Origin of the sequence: Ruegeria atlantica (assembly GCF_947495585.1) — a bacterium.
In the GTDB taxonomy this organism is placed as follows: Bacteria; Pseudomonadota; Alphaproteobacteria; order Rhodobacterales; family Rhodobacteraceae; genus Ruegeria; species Ruegeria atlantica_G.
In genome coordinates this window covers 68,758-86,833 of record NZ_CANLZK010000004.1, presented here as the reverse complement: position 1 = coordinate 86,833, position 18,076 = coordinate 68,758, and the positions used below count along the sequence as shown (strand labels likewise).

The window sequence follows — 18,076 nt, the reverse complement described above, 5'->3', positions numbered from 1 at the left end:
AACCGGGGGACCTGATTTCCGTCGGATCATTCGGGCCGTTATTCCCGCCTGCAAAGGGTAAAGGCGGGGCATCAGTGTCTTACAACGGCTTGCCCGGCAATCCCACAGTCAGCGTGGTGTTTGACTGTCCTGTCACCGCCCCTCGCGCAGCCAGCCCGCCAGAAGGAACCCGCCCGCCAGCAGCAATACAAGCCAAGGTGGCAATAGCCCGGCCTGCGTCACGTCACGTGTTTCATAGGCGTTGCGCGGGGTCAGACCGATCCATCCGCGCCCTGATGCGGGACGCCCGGCACGTACGTTGCGGATCGACGGCAAACCCTCCTCCAAACGCACCGTACCGCCACGCAATTCTGCCGTCACAGGTTCCAGTACCTCGGCCGTTGCGATCGTGCGTTCGAATTCCTTGGGGGCAGCAGGGCCAAGCCCGATGACGGTGGATTGTTCCCCTTCCTGCAGGCGGTAGAGGCCAATTTCCGGCCCGAAATACTGTGCTTCGAACCGCCCTGGAGAGACCTCATCGAGGGTAATCTCGACCGTTTCGCCGTTCGGACGGGTTACGGTCACTGGCCCGACCTCATCCCCCAGCGTCTGACGGATGATGCGCATCACCTGACCGTTGGCCTCGGCCCAAAGCGCCTCTTCCTCGAGCTCGGGCTCTTTCATCATCCAATGTGCCAATCGGCGCAGCAATTCCAGCTGCGGTCCGCCGCCCTCGAATCCCCGGCTCCACAACCAGGCATGGTCCGAGGCCAGCAGCGCCACGCGCCCCTCGCCAACTCGGTTAAGCACCAACAGGGGCCGGTCATCCACGCCCGTCATCAAAACCTCACCCGTGCGGTGATTGACGTCGATCTGGCGCAGCCAAGCACCCCAGTTATCCGAGTCGCCAAGGTCAGTCGTCACCGGATGGCGATGCCCCAAATCGGTGACCATCGGCACATAGCGTTCCTCGATCACCCGCGCGGTGGGTTGCGCAGGCAGGATTGGTGCCAAGGGTGAGCGGAAGATACTGTCGGCGCTGGCAAAATCCGGTCCGGCAGCAACAAGAACGGCACCGCCTTCGTTGATATAGTTGGTGACATTGTCCAGATAGATAGCTGGCAAGATGCCGCGCCGCTTGTAGCGGTCAAAAATGATCAGGTCGAAATCGTTGATCTTTTCCAAAAACAGCTCGCGCGTCGGGAAGGCGATCAGCGAAAGCTCGTCCACCGGCACCCCGTCCTGCTTTTCGGGGGGGCGCAGAATGGTGAAATGCACCAGATCGACCGAGCTGTCGGATTTCAGCAGGTTGCGCCATGTCCGCCCGCCCGGATGCGGCTCTCCGGACACCAGCAACACACGCAGCCGGTCGCGGACGCCGTTCATCTGGATCAGCGCCGTGTTGTTGCGATCGGTCAGCTCGTCCTCGGCCTCTGGTACGGTGAACTGAATCACGTTGCGTCCGCCATGGGGCAGCGTGATCGGCAGCTCGACATCAACGCCAATGGGAATCGTGAATTGTTCGGCTTCGGCCCCATCGACCGAAATTTCGAGTGGCGCGGTCGAGGCCCCAGCAGGTGCTGCACCGCTATCCTCGACCCTTAGGGTCAAGGTGACGGGTTCATCAATAATGGCAAAGGCAGGCGCATTGCGGACGATCAGGCGGCGATCCCAATCCGTTGTACGCCCTGTCTGCAAAAGGTGCATGGGCGCGGGCAGGTCAGGCGCCTGATCGGCATCATGCACGATACCGTCCGACACCACCAAAATGCCCGCGATCCGCGCGCGCGGCTCTTCGGCCAACGCTTCGTTCAGCGCCGCGATCACCTGCGTGCCTTCGTCCCCGTCACCATCACCCACCTTGATCCGACGCAGTTCTGTATTGTTGCGGGATTCAATCTCAACCGCCAGTGCCTCGGCGGCCTGCGCGGTCTGATCCGCCCGGTCCGAAAGGGTCTGACTGGCGCTTTCATCCTCGATCATCAGAACGATATCGGTCAGCGGCGCGCGATCTTCGACCTGATAGACCGGACCTGACAGCGCAGCGATCACAACCAGCGCCGCCAAACCGCGCAAAGCCCAGCCAGACAGACCGCGCCACAGGGCCAGAACAACCCCAGCGACAGCAATCGCCACTACGATGGCGAGGATGGGCCAAGGGATCAGCGGATCGAAGATGACGGTTCCTGTCATTGTCCCAACCTGTCCAGCAAGGCAGGCACGTGCACCTGATCTGATTTATAGTTCCCGGTCAGCACATGCATCACCAGATTGACACCAAAGCGGTTTGCAAGCTCACGCTGCCGCTCACCCGCATACCCGCGGCCAACCGGCAGCAGTGCCTGACCGTTGCGATCAATGGCCCAGGCCGCACCCCAGTCATTGCCGCCAATCACCACCGGCGTCACGTTGTCATTGAGGTTGCGGAAGGGCATGCCCTCGATCTGCTCGGCATCCATGGGTGCGGCCTCGACCCACACTTCGGTGCCCGCATAACGACCTGGGAAATCCTGCAGCAGGTAGAATGCGCGCGTCAGGACATGGTCACGCGGAACAGGCTCTAACGAAGGGATATTCAGCGGAGCCGCAATCTGTTGCAACTTGCGCCCATTCGGGCTGGCGGCCCCGAAGCGCGCCACATCCGCGTCGCGTGTGTCGAACAGGATCATTCCGCCCGAACGCAGGTAAGCGTTGAGCTTGGCATAAGCCTCAGCCGACGGTTGCGGCTGGTCGGGTGAGATCGGCCAATAAAGCAGCGGGAAAAACGCCAACTCGTCCCGTTCCAGATCCACGCCAATGGGTTCAGCAGGTTCTACCGAGGTTCGGAAAAACAACGTCTGAGCCAATCCCCGCATTCCTGCAGCCGCAATATCGTCAACCTGCTGATTACCCGTCAGAACATGCGCCAGAACCAATTCCTGTGTGGCGCTCAACGCGAAATCTGTACTTTCGGGCGTTTGCGCCTGTACTTCGGGCACCAGCAATATCGCCCCCAGTGCGACAGCCGCTGCCCTGGCCAGACCCAGACGACCGGACAACGCCAGCGAGGCGATCACGTCGATCGTCAGTAACAACAATGCAAGGCTCAGCAGGATGCCCCCAATGGGTGTTTCGGTGCTGACTTCCTGCCCCTTGATCGGAACATCCGACGGCCAGACCGCTGGGCTGAGAACCGTTTCATCGGTCAGAACGTTGCGCGCCAATTTCTGTTTGCCGCTTTCGTAAAGGCCGGGTCGCAGATCGGGACCGATCTGACCGGTCACAAGCTCAACACCATCGACGCCCGGTAGATTTCCGGCATCAGATAGAACACCAAAGCCATCCATAACTTGAATGGGTTCCCAAGTGGTGCCTTGCAACTGTGACTCCTGCCGTGATTTCGCCGCTGACGACACCGCCAGCCGGTCCAGCATTTCAACAAAAAGCCCAGACAAGGGAAGGCTGGACCATTCCGCATCCGCCGTGACATGGAACAGTACCACCTGCCCCAAACCCAACGCTTTGCGGGTCACCAAGGGCGTGCCATCCGAAAGTGAGGCAATAACCCGATCTGCCAAATTAGGGTCTGGTTGCGCCATGACTTGCGTGGTCACTGTGACATCTTCCGGTACCTGAAGTCCGTAGAAGGGCGAGTTCTCCGGGAAAGGTGCCAGCCCTTTGGCTTCGCCCCAGCTCATCGCGCCACCGACCGAGCGCCCGCCGCTGCGCAGGCGCACCGGCAACAGGGTGTCCTCGGCATCCCGGCCAAGATCGCTGGCCGCCATCCGCGGACCGGCAAAGCGCAGCAGCAAACCGCCCTGTTCCACCCATTCGATCAGCGCCGCTTGTTCGGACCCGGCCAGTTTCGCCACATCGGCCAGCACGATCACATCTGGATTGGCGGGCAGGACTTCCAGCAATCCGCCATCGACAAAGTCCGCCGTAGGGGTCAGAACTTGCGTCAGGTAATGCAACGGCGACAACAGCTCTAACCCTTCGCGATTCAGCGATCCGGCAATTAGGGCGACTTCGCGCCGCCGCAAGGTGTCATCGGTCAGCGTGACGGCCCCTGCCGAACGCTCACCCTGAATCTCAAACCGGGTGATGCGCGCGCGCAGTTCGGAAGGCAGCGACAGTTCTACCTGCGCCTGTGCCTCACCGCTGGCAAACTCCATCTCGGCCGATTGCAGAACACGCATTGCACCGGCGGGGTCACGCCCCTGAGCCAGTATCGTGATGCGATCTGAAGGACCGGGTTCCGCCCGTTGCGCGGACAATTGAATGACACCGTCCTGATATGTAGCAGGCAGAATGGCGACCGCAGGCGACGGAGCCTGATAGACTGTCACATCGCCGCGCGCGCGCAGGGCAGACAGGATCGCCTCGTGTCCCTCGTAGGTTAGGCGATCGCTGAACCAATGGGTGTCAAACCCTCCGTCAACCTGATCCATGGCAGCCAGCGCCATATCGACTTGCGCCCGGGTCGGTTGCCACGGCGTCGGGGTCAATCCCGGCAGACGGCCGCGCCATGCTTCGGCGGCTTGAAAAACTGGGGCTTCAGGTTCGGTCAGGCGCAGGATGGCCACGGTACGACCCGCGCGCCCAGCTTCGGTCAGTTGCGCATCAATCTGATCCAGCGTCGCAGACCAGCGGGTGGCACCCGCCCAGCTGGCATCCAGCACCAGCAACAACGGGCCCGACCCCGCCTGATCGCGCGAGGGGTTCAGGACTGGTCCGGCCAATCCAATGATAATCGCCGCCGCCGCCAGCATGCGCAGCAACAGCAGCCACCATGGGGTGCGGTCAGAAACGCTTTCGTCATCCCTCAACCCCAGCAGAAGTGTCACGGCCGGGAACAACCGACGGATCGGCGCGGGTGGCACGGCACGCAAGATCAGCCACAGGATCGGCAGGGTCAAAAGACCCATCAACACCCACGGTGCGGTAAAGCCAATGCCCGCCAGAATCGTCATCCCGTACCCCCATCGAGCGCACGATAGAGCCACAACAAAGCTGCTTGCGCACTGTCATCGGTGTGATGCAGCCCCAGTTGCCACCCCGTCGCGCGGCACAGCCGGGTCAGTGCGTCCTTACGCTTGGCAAGCCGTTCCAGATACCGCTCGCGCAGATCTCCGGCCTTGAGGGTTTCGTGTCGGACGGACCCACCAACGCTTTCAAAGATCGTACGACCCCGGTAGGGAAAGGTCTCTTCTCCGGGATCAAGAACCTGCAGCACCAAGCCTCGCACCCCACGGTCGGCGGCTTTGGTCAGCGCCAGTTCAACCTCATCCAGCGGACCAAGGAAATCGGAAATGAAAACGGCGCGGGCATGCGGGATCATGGCGCGGTGTTCTGGTGGCGCATAATCGTTTTCAGCGTCTTCGGACCACGCTTCGGCCAGTCGGATGATCTGAGCGTTGCCGCGCCGTGGCGGCAGGGTCGTGCCGGTCAGGCCGACGCGCTCACCCCCGCGCACAAGCAGGATCGCGGTTGCCAACCCAAGCAGGCGGGCGCGGTCGGCTTTGGTCGACAGGTTCTTGTCAGACGAAAACCGCATCGACGCGCCCTGATCGACCCACAGCATCACCGATTGCGCAATTTGCCACTCGCGTTCGCGCACAAATTGCTGATCCCCCCGGGCCGAACGCCGGTGGTCGATCATCCGGCGGCTGTCACCGATCTGAGCAGGGCGATATTGCCAGAAGTCATCACCAAGCCCCGAGCGGCGGCGTCCGTGATCACCCAGCAGAACGGTTCCGGCCAATTGCTCAGCCCGTGCCAACAACGGCGGCAGCCGGGACGCCTCGGCCTCAGATCTTTCTCGAAGGGTCAGCGCGGCATTCACGCCGCAGCCTCGGTGCGGACAAGACCAGCGGCAGTAGAGTCGATCAGATCAGCCAAACTGTCACCGCGCGCCCGCGCCGCAAAGTTCAATGCCATCCGGTGGCTGAGCACCGGGCGCGCCATATCCAGCACGTCCTCGGCATTCGGGGCCAAACGCCCCTGCAGCATCGCCCGGGCGCGCACCGTCATCATCAGCGCCTGCGCCGCACGGGGACCAGGGCCCCAGGCAACGGTTTCCGCGACCCGTTCGGAAACGCCCGCCTCTTCGGGGCGGAAAGCGCGGACAAGATCGAGGATCAGTTCCACAACCGAGTCCCCCACCGGCATCCGGCGCAATAGGGTCTGCGCGGCCAACAGCTCTTCCTTGCTGAAAATCTCGTGCGCTTCGTCCTCTTCCACACCTGTCGTGGCCAAAAGAATGTCGCGCTCGGTCTGGCGATCAGGATAATCCACGTCAATCCGCACCAAAAAGCGGTCTAGCTGCGCTTCAGGCAGTGGATAGGTGCCCTCTTGTTCGATCGGGTTTTGCGTCGCCAGTACGTGGAACGGTTCACCCAGATCGCGGTCTTCACCGGCCACAGTCACGGTGCGTTCCTGCATCGCCTGCAAAAGCGCCGATTGGGTCCGGGGGCTGGCGCGGTTGATCTCGTCCGCCATCAGCAGCTGACAGAAGATCGGACCGGAAATAAAGCGAAAGTGGCGGCTGCCATCTTCGGCTGTGTCCAGAACCTCGGACCCCAGAATATCGGCAGGCATCAGGTCGGGCGTGAACTGGATGCGGTTGCCATGCAGACCCATCACGGTCGACAGCGTTTCAACCAGCCGCGTCTTGCCAAGCCCAGGCAGGCCGATCAGCAGGGCGTGGCCACCGCACAACAGGGCGGTCAGCGTCAGGTCCACGACCCTTTCCTGTCCGATAAAGCGACGGGTGATCGAGGCCTTGGCCTCTTGCAGTTTGATTTCCAGCGCTTCGATCTCGGACACGAGGTCGGCAGGTTCGGTCATGACTTTCCCTTCCGTGGACTATTATGGTTGAAGTGTATCGCGCGAAAAGGAAATGGCAAAAGCAATGAGCGGACAAAAACCTGTGACCCCCTCTCCGGACGGGCTGGCGGCCTCGGTCAAAGCGGCCAAAACCAGGGGTTTACCCCCTGTTCACCTGTGGAATCCTCCGTTTTGCGGCGATCTGGACATCCATATCGCAAAAGATGGGTCTTGGACTTATTTAGGGTCACCGATCAACCGGTTCGAGCTTGTGAAGCTTTTTTCCTCAATTCTTAAGAAAGAAGACGGGAAATACTACCTTGTGACCCCGGTGGAAAAGGTGGGAATCACTGTTGAGGATGCGCCCTTTGTGGCCGTGGATTTTGACGCGACAGGCGAGGGTCGGGCCCAAATACTGACATTTACGACCCGTGTTGGTGATAGCGCGATAGCTGGCCCTGATCATCCGATCCGAATTGTCATCGATCCCGAAACAGATGAGCCGTCACCATATGTATTGGTTCGCAAAAATCTTGAGGCGCGCATAGATCGCAAAAGCTTTTATCGTCTTGTGGACATCGCAACGCACAAAGATGGCTGGTTCGGCGTATGGTCCGGTGGGCAGTTTTTCCCGCTTGTCCGGTCGGACAGCCTGACCGACTAGGCCGGTTTTGCGGCCCGACGGTCCTGTGCCAGAACAACAGCCATTGCCACGACCCCTGCGCCCAGCGCACGGGTCCAGTTCCACTCTTCGCCCAGCACCAGCATGATCAGCATCACATAGAACGGGGCGACATTGATGTGAAAGGACGAAAGCGCGACACCCAGTTTGCCAATCGATGCAACAAACAGGATCTGACTGAGCGCCATGGAAATCAGCGAATAGATCGCCAGCATTCCAATTTGACGCGAGTCGATAGAAATGGACGGCACGATATCCATACCCAGATGATGTGCTCCGGTCATCAGGATGGTTGCCATGAAGAACCCGCCAACAAATGTGACCGCTGCGCGCCCGGTCTGGCTTAATTCGGGGAAATCTCGCGAGGTTGCCTGGCTACCCCAGCAAAACAGGGCTGTCGCCGCAACGGCACAGGCAGCGCCCAAACCCAACTGTGCCGGTGCGACGGCGCTGGTGGCGATCAATCCGCCCACTACTGAGATCAGAACCCCAACGGCAAAATTCCACTTGAGTCGCCGAGTACCAGACGCAAGTTCCAACAGTGTCGCAATCAATGGTGCGCATGAGGCAATGATGGCCGTTGTGACCGGGTCCGTCAGTTTTTGCGCCACAATCAGCAGGAACATCCCCAGACCGATACCAAACCCGCCGACAACAAACGCATGCCCCCAACGGGCGCGCAGAACCCGTTCCGGGCCATCTATCATGACCCAAACCGGGAGTAGAAACGCAACAGCCATGGCCATGCGCGCAACCAACAGCGCAACTGGCGGCCATGTCTGCAACAACACCTCGGCCGCCGGAAACCCAGCCGCCCACGTCAGCATGGACGCCACTGCCAAGCCGTTGCCGGACAAGGCCGAATTTTGCCCGGCAGACGCAGAAAGGGCGTTCCCGCGCGCGGGGTCTGGGCTCATCGCCATTATGTTCGAACCTTTTGTTGGCACGGCGTTCTGAAATGATTCGCCGCGTTGCCCTGACCCTCGCTGATTCAGTCAGCCCGATCTGGTCGAATTTCGACAAACTGTCGTTTTCAGTCTCTTTCGTTGAAATCGCCTCGCGGATAAGGTCAGCGCACCAGCTAACCAAAGGCCTCCGATGCCAAAATTCGCAGCCAATATCTCTCTGCTCTTTGCCGAGCTTCCCTACCTGGACCGGTTTCAGGCCGCAGCAGAGGCTGGGTTCAAGGCGGTCGAGATTCTGTTTCCCTACGACCTGGCCGCCAAAGAGACACACCGCGCGTTGCTGGCCAACGGTTTGGATCTGGTGCTGATCAATGCGCCCCCACCCAATTACACCGGCGGCGATCCCGGTTATGCCGCTGTTCCCGGTGGTGAAGGCCGGTTCCAGTCGGATATCCGCCGTGTTTTGCGCTATTCTCAGGTGCTGCGCCCGGGGCTGATCCACATCATGTCAGGCTATTCCTCTGGGTCTGATGCGTTTGAGTGCATGGTTCGCAACCTGCAATGGGCGGCCGACCTTGCACCGCAACAGCAGTTGACGATCGAACCGCTCAATCCCCTGTCTCAGCCCGATTACTTCCTCGACGATTACAACCTGGCTGCTGATATCCTGGACCGTGTCGATCGCCCAAATGTCGGCCTGCAATATGACAGCTTTCACGCCCATATGATCCACGGAGACGCGCTGAAGGTTTGGGAACAGTTTCATCCAAGGGTCGTACATGCCCAAGTCGGAGCCGCCCCGGACCGCTCTGAACCGGGACGCGGTCCGACGGATTTCGCTCAGCTTTTTAACGCTATGACGGCGTCGGGATATTCCGGTTGGGTTAGCGCCGAATACACCCCATCAACATCCAGAACCGTGCATTCACTGGGATGGATGTGACGCCAGATTCCCTATTCCGTCTGGCAATCAGGGGGAAAATATCTAAAACCGGGGCATCGCGACCTTAAGGATGCCCGAAATGATCCCTGCCCGCTTTGCCCACGCTGTGTTCGGACTGATCATGTCCGGCCTCATGTCCTGTATCGTCACCGGCATCGCCACGGTCAAAGCTGTCGGTTTCGGACCGTCCACATTTGGTGATTGGATGGGTTCCTGGGCTTTTTGCTGGCCCATCGCCTTCGCCGTCATCCTGACCCTTGGACCAACAGTAAAACGTATGGTCGAGGGCTGGGTCAGACCGCAGGGCTGACCCGCTGCAAAGAGGGCCTGCCGGGCCTGATGAGCAGCGCCGCCCGCTTGATGAATTTCTAGTGCGCCTCAGCCCAGTTGGCACCCTGTCCGGCATCCACGCTTAGCTTCACATCCAGCTTCACAGCTGGATCTGATGCGCCTTCCATCACGTCGCGTGCGACATCGATCAAAGGGTCCACCGCATCCTCGGCGACTTCGAACAGCAATTCGTCATGCACCTGCAGCAGCATCTTGGCGGGCAGACCATTGATCGCATCCGGCATCCGCACCATCGCTCGTCGGATCACATCTGCCGCAGTCCCCTGAATCGGCGCATTGATCGCCGCCCGGCGCGAAAAGCCCGCATGAGGCCCTTTGGCGTTAATCTCAGGTGTATGGATTTTACGTCCGAACAAAGTCTGCACATAGCCATGCTCTTTAGCGAAGGCGACAGTGTCGTCCATATACTTGCGAATACCCGGGAAGCGTTCGAAATAACGGTCGATGAACCCCTGTGCCTCAGCCCGCGGGATGCGCAGATTGCGCGCCAACCCAAAGCCTGAAATGCCGTAGATTACACCAAAGTTGATCGCTTTGGCCTGACGGCGGATATCCGGCGTCATCTCGTCCAGCGGCACATCGAACATCTCGGACGCGGTCATTGCGTGAATGTCCAGCCCGTCGGAAAACGCCTGTTTCAGAGCCGTAATATCAGCGATATGGGCCAGAATGCGCAGCTCGATTTGGCTGTAGTCGAGGCTGACCAGCACATTGCCCGGCTCAGCGATGAATGCCTCACGAATACGGCGGCCTTCCTCGGTGCGCACGGGGATGTTCTGCAGGTTCGGATCAGTCGAGGCCAAACGCCCGGTGTTGGCTCCGGTGATCGAATAAGACGTGTGCACCCGGCCCGTATCGGGGTTGATATGGGTCTGCAGCGCGTCAGTGTAGGTCGATTTCAGCTTGCTCAGTTGCCGCCAGTCCAAAACCCGGCGCGGCAATTCATGCTCGGTCGCGAGGTCTTCGAGAATGTCAGCCCCGGTCGAGTACTTTCCGGTCTTCCCCTTCTTGCCGCCTTCCAGACCCATCTTGTCGAACAGGATCTCGCCCAGTTGAGCCGGGGAACCGACGTTGAAATTCTCACCCGCCAATTCGTGGATTTCAGCCTCTAACCCTGCCATTTTCTGGGCAAATGCGTTGGACATCCGGCTCAACACATCGCGGTCGACCTTGATGCCGTGCATCTCCATCTCGGCCAGAACCGGCACCAGCGGACGTTCGAGCGTTTCATAGACGGTAGTGACCTGCACCTGATGCAGCTGCGGTTTGAACAGATTCCACAGGCGCAGAGTGATATCGGCATCTTCGGCCGCATAGGCGGTCGCTTCATCAATCGGCACCTTGTCGAATGTGATCGCCGATTTACCCGAACCCAGCAGCGGTTTGATCGGGATCGGCGTGTGGTTCAGATAGCGTTCGGACAAGGTATCCATACCATGCCCATGCTCACCCCCATGCATCGCGTAGGACATCAGCATCGTGTCATCGATTGGCGCCACATTCACACCATAGCGGACGAAAATCTTGGCGTCGTATTTCATGTTCTGCCCGATCTTCAGGATCGATGGATCCTCGAGCATCGGCTTCAGCAGCTTCAGAACCTCATTTATGGGCATTTGCCCCTCAGCCAGCGCGTCTGAACCGAACAGATCGTCGCTGGCGCTTTCGCGGTGGATCAGCGGGATGTAACACGCCTCGCCCGGCTCAACTGACAGAGAGATGCCGACAAGATCAGCTATCATTTCATTCAGGCCGGTGGTTTCCGTATCCACGGCGATCCAGCCGCGCTCATACGCCTGGTCGATCCATTTTTGCAGCGCACTCGCATCCCTTATGCATTCATATTTTGACGCATCAAAGGGGATAGCTTCAGCTTCGACCACCTCAGCAGCCGGCGCAGGCGCTTCGGCAATCGCTGGCGCTTCGGCACCCAACTTGTCTGCGATCCGCTTGGTGAGCGTGCGAAACTCCATATCTGCCAGAAAACCCAGCAAGGTTTCAGGTTCGGGGTCTTTCACCTCAAGATCGTCCAGCGTGAAATCCAGCGGTGTGTTCTCGTCCAGTTGCACCAGTTTCTTCGACAGCTCGATCTGGTCGCGCTTTTCGATCAGGGTCTGGCGGCGCTTTGGCTGCTTAATTTCTTCGGCCCGGTCCAGCAACGTTTCCAGATCACCATATTCGTTGATCAGCAGGGCGGCCGTTTTGACCCCAATGCCTGGAGCCCCGGGCACGTTATCGACGCTGTCGCCCGCCAGTGCCTGCACATCAACCACGCGTTCAGGGCCAACGCCGAATTTCTCAATCACGCCATCGCGGTCGATGCGCTTGTTCTTCATCGCATCCAGCATTTCGACACCGCCGCCAACCAGCTGCATCAGGTCCTTGTCCGAGCTTACGATTGTCACACGCCCGCCCGCCTCACGCGCCTGCACAGCAAGGGTCGCGATGATATCGTCGGCCTCGTACCCCTCCAACTCTTTGCAAGCGATGTTGAAGGCTTTCGTTGCTTCGCGTGTCAGGGGCATCTGCGGGCGCAGGTCCTCGGGCATCGCTTCACGGTTGGCCTTGTAGAGGTCATACATATCGTTGCGGAACGTGTGCGAGCCTTTATCGAAGATCACCGCCACATGGGTCGGTGCGTCCGGGCCAGCGTTCCCTTCAACATATTTCTGCAACATGTTGCAAAAGCCAGAAACTGCGCCAATCGGCAGCCCGTCCGACTTTCGCGTCAGTGGCGGCAGCGCGTGATAGGCCCTAAAAATAAAGGCCGATCCGTCAATCAGATGCAGGTGACACCCTTTTCCGAAATTGCTCATGCGCGCGCTCCGTTCTGGTTGGAAACGGTTCTGCCACAGGCCCGCGCGGGTGGCCAGTAAAGAAGGTAGTCAATCCACACAAGAGGCCGGAAAACTGTGCCGGAACGTTAACGCAGGCCGTCAATCACGCGACGCGGAATTCCTGCCCGGTTCTGTCCCAGATCAGCCCCACACGCTCGGCGATGCCGTTCATCTGCTTGTGCAGAGACCGGTCGTTCAATCTGCGGCTCAATGTGCGCAAGGGAATAAGATTGCGCTCTCCGTAACCATCGATCAGCAGAAACATCCGGGTTTGATTGCGCAGCCCGTAAACAATGTTGGTCTCGTGAATATCGCGGGCAACAATTTGAAGCTGAAACAGTTTTTTGGCAAAACTGTTCAGTTCATTCAGAACATCTTCGCTCAGCGCTCCATCCTCGCACAACTTCGCAAGGGGATGTGCGAGCTGTCCGTCATCGGATTCGATCCGCTCCACAACGATCGCCGGGCCAATGTCGGTTTGCGCTATGCCAAAACATCGCGCCAAAGGCAGTTGCTCGATGTCGGTGCCGCTTTTCAACGCCGCCTTCATCTCACCCTCGATTTCCTTCAGCGCATTGCGAAAAACAGAATCGGGCAGAAGCCGCCGGATCAGCCGTTTTGCAAAAGATCGGTTGGGCCGTTTACGGGGGCGCGTCACCTTTACCAATAAGTGCGATTGCCCCGGACAGGCATACACGTCTCGATGTCCGCCTGTGGCAATCGGGTCCTGATCGGACACCCGCAAAAGCTGCACTGCAAAAAGCATCCGGCCTCCGAATTTATTGCGCGTCGTGCTCCGACAGCACGTATTTACAATCGCAATACGGGCATTCGACCCAGCCGGTATCTTCGGGGATCTGCAACCAAACGCGCGGATGGCCCAATGCGCCTTCGCCGCCGTCACAGGCGACACGTGCGGTTTCGACGAACTTGGTTTCCGGTGCATCAAGTGTCACGGCTGGCGATCCTTCATTGGTTGTCGGCCTCGCGGGCATGCATTAGGTGCGTTTATGAGCGATGAGCAAACCGGGGGCAAGGGTCTCATGACCGATGCGGCAATCAGGATCGATGGACTGCGCAAGACCTATCGGGGTGGCAAGGGCCAGCCCGAGAAACAGGCGCTGAAGGGCATTGACCTGAGCATTCCACGGGGGTCGGTGTTTGGCCTGCTGGGCCCGAACGGGGCCGGCAAATCGACCTTGATCAACATTTTGGCTGGTTTGGTGGTAAAATCAGCGGGTTCTGTGTCGATCTGGGGGTACGATCAGGACCGCAACCCGCGCCAGTCCCGCGCAGCGATTGGCGTGATGCCCCAAGAGCTGAACCTTGACCCGTTTTTCACCCCCCGCGGCGCGCTGGAGGTGCAGGCCGGTTTGTACGGCGTACCCAAGGCCCAACGCCGCAGCGATGAGATCCTTGAACTGGTCGGTCTCAGCGACAAGGCCGAAGCCTATGCCCGCACGCTGTCGGGTGGCATGCGGCGGCGGTTGCTGCTGGCCAAGGCGCTGGTGCATCACCCCAAGATCCTGGTGCTGGACGAACCGACAGCAGGTGTGGATATCGAACTGCGCCAGATGCTCTGGACAAATGTGCGCAAGCTGAACGAACAGGGCATGACCATCATCCTGACCACCCATTACCTGGAAGAAGCGCAGGAAATGTGTGACGAGATTGCCATCATCAACCACGGTGAAAAAATCGCTCAGGATAGCACCGCCAACCTGCTGGGCCGAATGGACAGCCGTACCATGGTCATCGTTTCTGACAGCCCAGTCGTCGATCTACCCGCAACCGAAGGGGTCGAGGCCGCCTTGCGCGACGATGGCAACCTTGTGCTGCAATATCGCAGCGCCCAGACCAACGCCGAGCAGGTTCTTGAAGCTGTCCGCGCAGCCAATATCCGCATTCGCGACGTCCGCACTGAAGAGGCTGATCTAGAGGATGTGTTCCTCGCCTTGACGTCCAGCCACTCCGAGGACGCCCCGGCGGTTGATCCGGATCAGCCGCGCCGTGGGATGCATAGGGTTAAGCTTTAGTCTCGGTCGATTCGGGCCTGATAGCAGTTGTTTCGCGCGGATCGGACGTGGATGTAGGCCACATCTGGTCGGGCAAAGATATCTCTGACTTTTGCACCGATCTGATCCGTGTGCGTGATCGCCCCGGTGCCATAGACGATGCGGTCATCTGTGCCATAGCCCTTAATTAGGTAGTCGGGCGACGAGGTCAGGATCTCGGGCAGGTCTTGCCCCTCGTATCGCTCACAAGGCACAGCACACAGAAAGATTGGCCCGGTTTCCGCATATGGATGTGTCTCTAAAAAGGGCCTGTGGGCCAAGACCAGCATTTCTTCGCCCTCGGGAATATTTTGCAAACAGTGGCGACACGGGTTACCGGCACCCGTTGAAACGGTCCGTTCTGGCGTTGCGCCATAGGAATCCGGGTGACCGGCCTGAAGGGCGCGTACGTCGTCGGTGGGCAATGCGGTGATTTTGAACATTTCAGGTCTCCTTTTTCCCGACATTGCCCATCGGACCAAACCCAATCGACCCGTTTCCTGCGCAAAGGACTCGAAAAAGAACAAAACGTGAATATAATATGGAATCGTCATGTATGCCGAGCTGTCGATCACGTCGAATTTCACCTTCCTCACCGGGGCGTCCCACCCCGAGGAGTATATGGAGCGTGCCGTCACCCTGGGCCTGCCCGCCATCGCCATCGCTGATGACAACTCGGTCGCCGGGATCGTCCGCGCCCATACGCAGGCGCGTGAGATCACCCGCAAGGTGCGCGAACGGCTGCAGTGGGAGGCGCAGAACACGTCCATAGGCCCGCCCTGCCCCGATCACATCCCCAAACCGCCCTCGTACCCGATCCACGCGGTGCCCCGCCTGATACCGGCGGCACGGCTGATCTTTACCGACGCACCCACGGTTACTGCCCTGCCCCTGAACCGGAAGGGTTGGGCCAACCTGTGCCGCATTCTCTCTGTCGGCCGGCTACGCGCCGAAAAAGGCGACTGTATCCTGCACTTGTCCGACCTGCTGGAGTTTTCCGACGGTCTCCACTTGCTGCTGTGGCCACAAACGGCCCGGTCTCCGGGCGGCGCGGACGGCTGGCGGACACAAGCGCAACAGCTGACGCGCCGCTTTGCCGGGCGAATACATCTGTTGATGCACCCCCGGTATGACGGCGCAGATGGCATATATTTCTCTTTATTAGAGACTAAATCAAAACAACTCGACATCCCCACCCTCGCCAGTGCCACGCCGATGATGCATCACGGGGGCCGCCGCAAGCTGGGGGATGTGCTGACCGCCATCCGCCTGCGCCGCAAGGTCGATGAGCTGGGCCGCGAGGCACTAGCCAATGGCGAACAACGTCTGCGATCCGAGTCCGAAATGCTGCGCATTTTCAAAGGCCATGAGGGTGCCGTCGCCCGCGCGCATGAACTTAGTGAACTGCTCACATTCTCGCTGGACGAACTGCGTTATGAGTACCCCAGCGAGGGCAGCGAACAGGAAACCCCGACCCAGCGTCTGCATCGTCTGGCGCATGAAGGGTTGCAATGGCGCTACCCAGCTGGCGCGTCCGAGAAGGCGAAAAAGATGCTGGCGCATGAACTCGCCCTGATCAGCAAGCTGAAATACGAACCCTACTTTCTGACAGTCCGCGATATCGTTCATTTCGCCCGCTCGCGCGGCATCCTCTGCCAGGGGCGCGGCTCAGCGGCCAATTCGGTCGTCTGTTTCTGCCTCGGCATCACCGAGGTCAGCCCCGAGATGGGCACGATGGTCTTCGAACGATTTGTCTCCGAGGCGCGGGATGAGCCGCCCGATATCGACGTCGACTTCGAACATGAGCGCCGCGAAGAGGTGATCCAGCACATCTATGACCGCTATGGCCGCCATCGCGCCGGCCTTTGCGCAACGGTCGTGCATTATCGCGGCAAACGCGCCATCCGCGAGGTCGGTCGCGCGATGGGGCTGACCGAAGACACCATTTCAGCCCTCTCATCACAGCTTTGGGGCTTCTTCTCAGCTGCGGGGCTTGAGGCGGAACGGATGCGCGAGATTGGCCTCGACCCCGAAGATCGCCGTCTAAAACAGACTCTAATGCTGGTATATGAGATCGACGGGTTCCCCCGTCACCTGTCTCAGCATGTCGGCGGCTTCATCATCACCGAGGGGCGTCTGGACGAGCTTGTTCCTATCGAGAACGCCACGATGGAGGACCGCACGGTCATCTGCTGGGACAAGGACGATATCGACACGCTGGGCATCCTCAAGGTCGATGTCCTCAGCCTCGGGATGCTGACCTGCATTCGCAAGGCCTTTGACCTGATCGGTCAGCACCATCAGACCAGCTATACGCTGGCGACCCTGCCGCCCGAGGACCCTGTCGTCTACGACATGCTGTGCAAGGCGGACTCGATTGGCGTGTTTCAGGTGGAATCACGAGCACAGATGAACTTTCTGCCCCGGATGCGGCCCCGCAATTTCTATGATCTGGTGATTGAGGTCGCCATCATCCGCCCCGGCCCCATTCAGGGCGACATGGTCCACCCCTATATCCGCCGCCGGAACGGAGAGGAGGAGGTCAGCTTCCCCTCGGACGAGTTGGGCGAGGTGCTGGGCAAAACGCTGGGCGTGCCGCTGTTTCAGGAACAGGCCATGCAGATCGCCATTGTCGGCGCAGGCTTTACCCCGGAACAGGCCGACCGGCTACGCCGGTCTCTGGCAACCTTCAAGAAGCACGGCAATGTCAGCGAATTCCGCGCGCTTTTCTTGCGCGGGATGAAACGCAACGGGTATGAACAGGACTTCGCCGAACGCTGTTTTTCCCAGATCGAAGGCTTCGGCTCTTACGGTTTCCCAGAAAGCCACGCGGCCAGCTTTGCGCTGCTGGTCTATGCCTCGGCCTGGATCAAATGCCACCATCCGGGGATATTTGCCTGCGCCCTGCTGAATTCGCAGCCAATGGGGTTCTATGCCCCCGCCCAGATCGTCCGTGATGCGCGCGAGCATGGGGTTCAAGTGCGCCCGGTCTGCATCAATGCCAGCTTTTGGGACAATGTGATGGAACCTGACGGTCAGGGAGGGCTGGCGCTGCGGCTGGGCTTCCGCCAGATCAAGGGCCTCAGCGAGGAAGATGCCAGCTGGCTGACAGCCGCGCGCGGCAATGGCTACCATCAGGTCGACGATGTCTGGCGCCGTGCCGGTTTGGGACCATCGGTGATCGAACGGCTGGCCGAGGCGGATGCCTTCGCCGCCTGCGACCTGACACGGCGCGAGGCATTGTGGCAGGCCAAAGCGATCGCCACAGCCAAACCCCTGCCGCTGTTCTCGCAAGATCTGGAGGGGGAGGCGCTGTATGAACCCGAGGCCTACCTGCCGAAAATGACCTTGGGCGAGCAGGTGGTCGAGGACTACGTCGCCACCCGCCTAAGCCTACGGGCGCATCCGGTGGCCCTGTTGCGGCATATTCTGACACCGGACCCGCGCGACAAAACCACGCCTGTCGCATGACCGCAGAACGGGATATTGCCGCAGAACAGAGTCGAAATCGGACCATC

The 18,076-nt window shown here is 59.8% G+C and carries 14 protein-coding genes; 5 read left to right on the top strand and 9 right to left on the bottom strand.

What is annotated here, in order from left to right; genetic code table 11:
• Window positions 1-132 precede the first annotated feature (132 nt).
• Genes QMP16_RS09870 through QMP16_RS09855 form a run of 4 tightly spaced genes read right to left on the bottom strand, consistent with a single transcriptional unit; the run spans window position 133 to window position 6,807 of the window.
• The gene (locus tag QMP16_RS09870) at window positions 133-2,172 is read right to left on the bottom strand and encodes a hypothetical protein (RefSeq protein WP_282152232.1); all 2,040 of its coding nucleotides are present in this window, start codon (window positions 2,170-2,172) and stop codon (window positions 133-135) included.
• Entirely contained in the window at window positions 2,169-4,931 is a 2,763-nt protein-coding gene (locus QMP16_RS09865) for a DUF4159 domain-containing protein (RefSeq protein WP_282152231.1), read from the bottom strand. Before QMP16_RS09865 ends, QMP16_RS09870 begins: the two co-directional genes overlap by 4 nt.
• Window positions 4,928-5,803, bottom strand: coding sequence for a DUF58 domain-containing protein (locus QMP16_RS09860; protein WP_282152230.1), 876 nt, complete (start codon window positions 5,801-5,803; stop codon window positions 4,928-4,930). Before QMP16_RS09860 ends, QMP16_RS09865 begins: the two co-directional genes overlap by 4 nt.
• Window positions 5,800-6,807 (bottom strand): AAA family ATPase, encoded by a 1,008-nt coding sequence (locus QMP16_RS09855; protein WP_282152229.1) that lies wholly within the window; start codon window positions 6,805-6,807, stop codon window positions 5,800-5,802. The genes QMP16_RS09860 and QMP16_RS09855 overlap by 4 nt, the downstream gene beginning before the upstream one ends.
• 64 nt (window positions 6,808-6,871) lie before the next feature.
• Between QMP16_RS09855 and QMP16_RS09850 the strand changes: the two genes are divergently transcribed.
• A complete protein-coding gene (locus tag QMP16_RS09850; RefSeq protein WP_282152228.1) occupies window positions 6,872-7,450 on the top strand; it encodes a DUF1285 domain-containing protein in 579 nt (192 codons plus the stop codon).
• On the opposite strand, the gene QMP16_RS09845 is transcribed toward QMP16_RS09850, so the two are convergent.
• Complete coding sequence (locus QMP16_RS09845) at window positions 7,447-8,391, bottom strand: DMT family transporter (RefSeq protein WP_282152227.1); 945 nt, start codon at window positions 8,389-8,391, stop codon at window positions 7,447-7,449. The genes QMP16_RS09850 and QMP16_RS09845 overlap by 4 nt on opposite strands.
• A 175-nt stretch (window positions 8,392-8,566) precedes the next feature.
• Between QMP16_RS09845 and QMP16_RS09840 the strand changes: the two genes are divergently transcribed.
• Window positions 8,567-9,316: a hydroxypyruvate isomerase family protein gene (locus QMP16_RS09840; RefSeq protein ID WP_282152226.1), complete on the top strand. Its 750-nt coding sequence runs from the start codon at window positions 8,567-8,569 to the stop codon at window positions 9,314-9,316.
• 79 nt (window positions 9,317-9,395) lie between these two features.
• On the top strand, window positions 9,396-9,626 hold the full coding sequence (locus QMP16_RS09835) for a DUF2798 domain-containing protein (RefSeq protein ID WP_282152225.1): 231 nt from the start codon (window positions 9,396-9,398) through the stop codon (window positions 9,624-9,626).
• 58 nt (window positions 9,627-9,684) lie between these two features.
• Here QMP16_RS09835 and polA read toward each other — a convergent pair whose 3' ends face one another.
• From polA to QMP16_RS09820, 3 genes are all read right to left on the bottom strand, one after another.
• Entirely contained in the window at window positions 9,685-12,483 is a 2,799-nt protein-coding gene (gene polA, locus QMP16_RS09830) for a DNA polymerase I (RefSeq protein WP_282152224.1), read from the bottom strand.
• Between the two features lie 124 nt (window positions 12,484-12,607).
• Complete coding sequence (locus QMP16_RS09825; protein WP_282152223.1) at window positions 12,608-13,270, bottom strand: YrbL family protein; 663 nt, start codon at window positions 13,268-13,270, stop codon at window positions 12,608-12,610.
• A gap of 13 nt (window positions 13,271-13,283) precedes the next feature.
• Entirely contained in the window at window positions 13,284-13,460 is a 177-nt protein-coding gene (locus QMP16_RS09820) for a zinc-finger domain-containing protein (RefSeq protein WP_108859985.1), read from the bottom strand.
• A gap of 87 nt (window positions 13,461-13,547) precedes the next feature.
• On the opposite strand from QMP16_RS09820, the gene QMP16_RS09815 reads away from it, so the two are divergent.
• A complete protein-coding gene (locus QMP16_RS09815; RefSeq protein ID WP_282152379.1) occupies window positions 13,548-14,540 on the top strand; it encodes an ABC transporter ATP-binding protein in 993 nt (330 codons plus the stop codon).
• On the opposite strand, the gene QMP16_RS09810 is transcribed toward QMP16_RS09815, so the two are convergent.
• Window positions 14,537-15,001 carry a DUF1203 domain-containing protein gene (locus QMP16_RS09810; protein WP_282152222.1) on the bottom strand — a complete coding sequence of 155 codons (465 nt, stop codon included), beginning with the start codon at window positions 14,999-15,001 and terminating at the stop codon, window positions 14,537-14,539. The two genes, QMP16_RS09815 and QMP16_RS09810, sit on opposite strands and share 4 nt — an antisense overlap.
• 109 nt (window positions 15,002-15,110) lie before the next feature.
• Here QMP16_RS09810 and QMP16_RS09805 point away from each other — a divergent pair, with 109 nt between their 5' ends.
• Window positions 15,111-18,029 carry an error-prone DNA polymerase gene (locus QMP16_RS09805; RefSeq protein ID WP_282152221.1) on the top strand — a complete coding sequence of 973 codons (2,919 nt, stop codon included), beginning with the start codon at window positions 15,111-15,113 and terminating at the stop codon, window positions 18,027-18,029.
• Window positions 18,030-18,076 lie beyond the last annotated feature (47 nt).

Bases quoted from the DNA above. Each gene is read 5' to 3' on its own strand.
- QMP16_RS09805 (WP_282152221.1), top strand. From the start codon at position 15,111: ATGTATGCCGAGCTGTCGATCACGTCGAATTTCACCTTCCTCACCGGG.
- polA (WP_282152224.1), bottom strand. From the start codon at position 12,483: ATGAGCAATTTCGGAAAAGGGTGTCACCTGCATCTGATTGACGGATCG.
- QMP16_RS09850 (WP_282152228.1), top strand. From the start codon at position 6,872: ATGAGCGGACAAAAACCTGTGACCCCCTCTCCGGACGGGCTGGCGGCC.
- QMP16_RS09840 (WP_282152226.1), top strand. From the start codon at position 8,567: ATGCCAAAATTCGCAGCCAATATCTCTCTGCTCTTTGCCGAGCTTCCC.
- QMP16_RS09835 (WP_282152225.1), top strand. From the start codon at position 9,396: ATGATCCCTGCCCGCTTTGCCCACGCTGTGTTCGGACTGATCATGTCC.
- QMP16_RS09815 (WP_282152379.1), top strand. From the start codon at position 13,548: ATGACCGATGCGGCAATCAGGATCGATGGACTGCGCAAGACCTATCGG.
- QMP16_RS09865 (WP_282152231.1), bottom strand. From the start codon at position 4,931: ATGACGATTCTGGCGGGCATTGGCTTTACCGCACCGTGGGTGTTGATG.
- QMP16_RS09825 (WP_282152223.1), bottom strand. From the start codon at position 13,270: ATGCTTTTTGCAGTGCAGCTTTTGCGGGTGTCCGATCAGGACCCGATT.
- QMP16_RS09870 (WP_282152232.1), bottom strand. From the start codon at position 2,172: ATGACAGGAACCGTCATCTTCGATCCGCTGATCCCTTGGCCCATCCTC.
- QMP16_RS09810 (WP_282152222.1), bottom strand. From the start codon at position 15,001: ATGTTCAAAATCACCGCATTGCCCACCGACGACGTACGCGCCCTTCAG.
- QMP16_RS09855 (WP_282152229.1), bottom strand. From the start codon at position 6,807: ATGACCGAACCTGCCGACCTCGTGTCCGAGATCGAAGCGCTGGAAATC.
- QMP16_RS09845 (WP_282152227.1), bottom strand. From the start codon at position 8,391: ATGGCGATGAGCCCAGACCCCGCGCGCGGGAACGCCCTTTCTGCGTCT.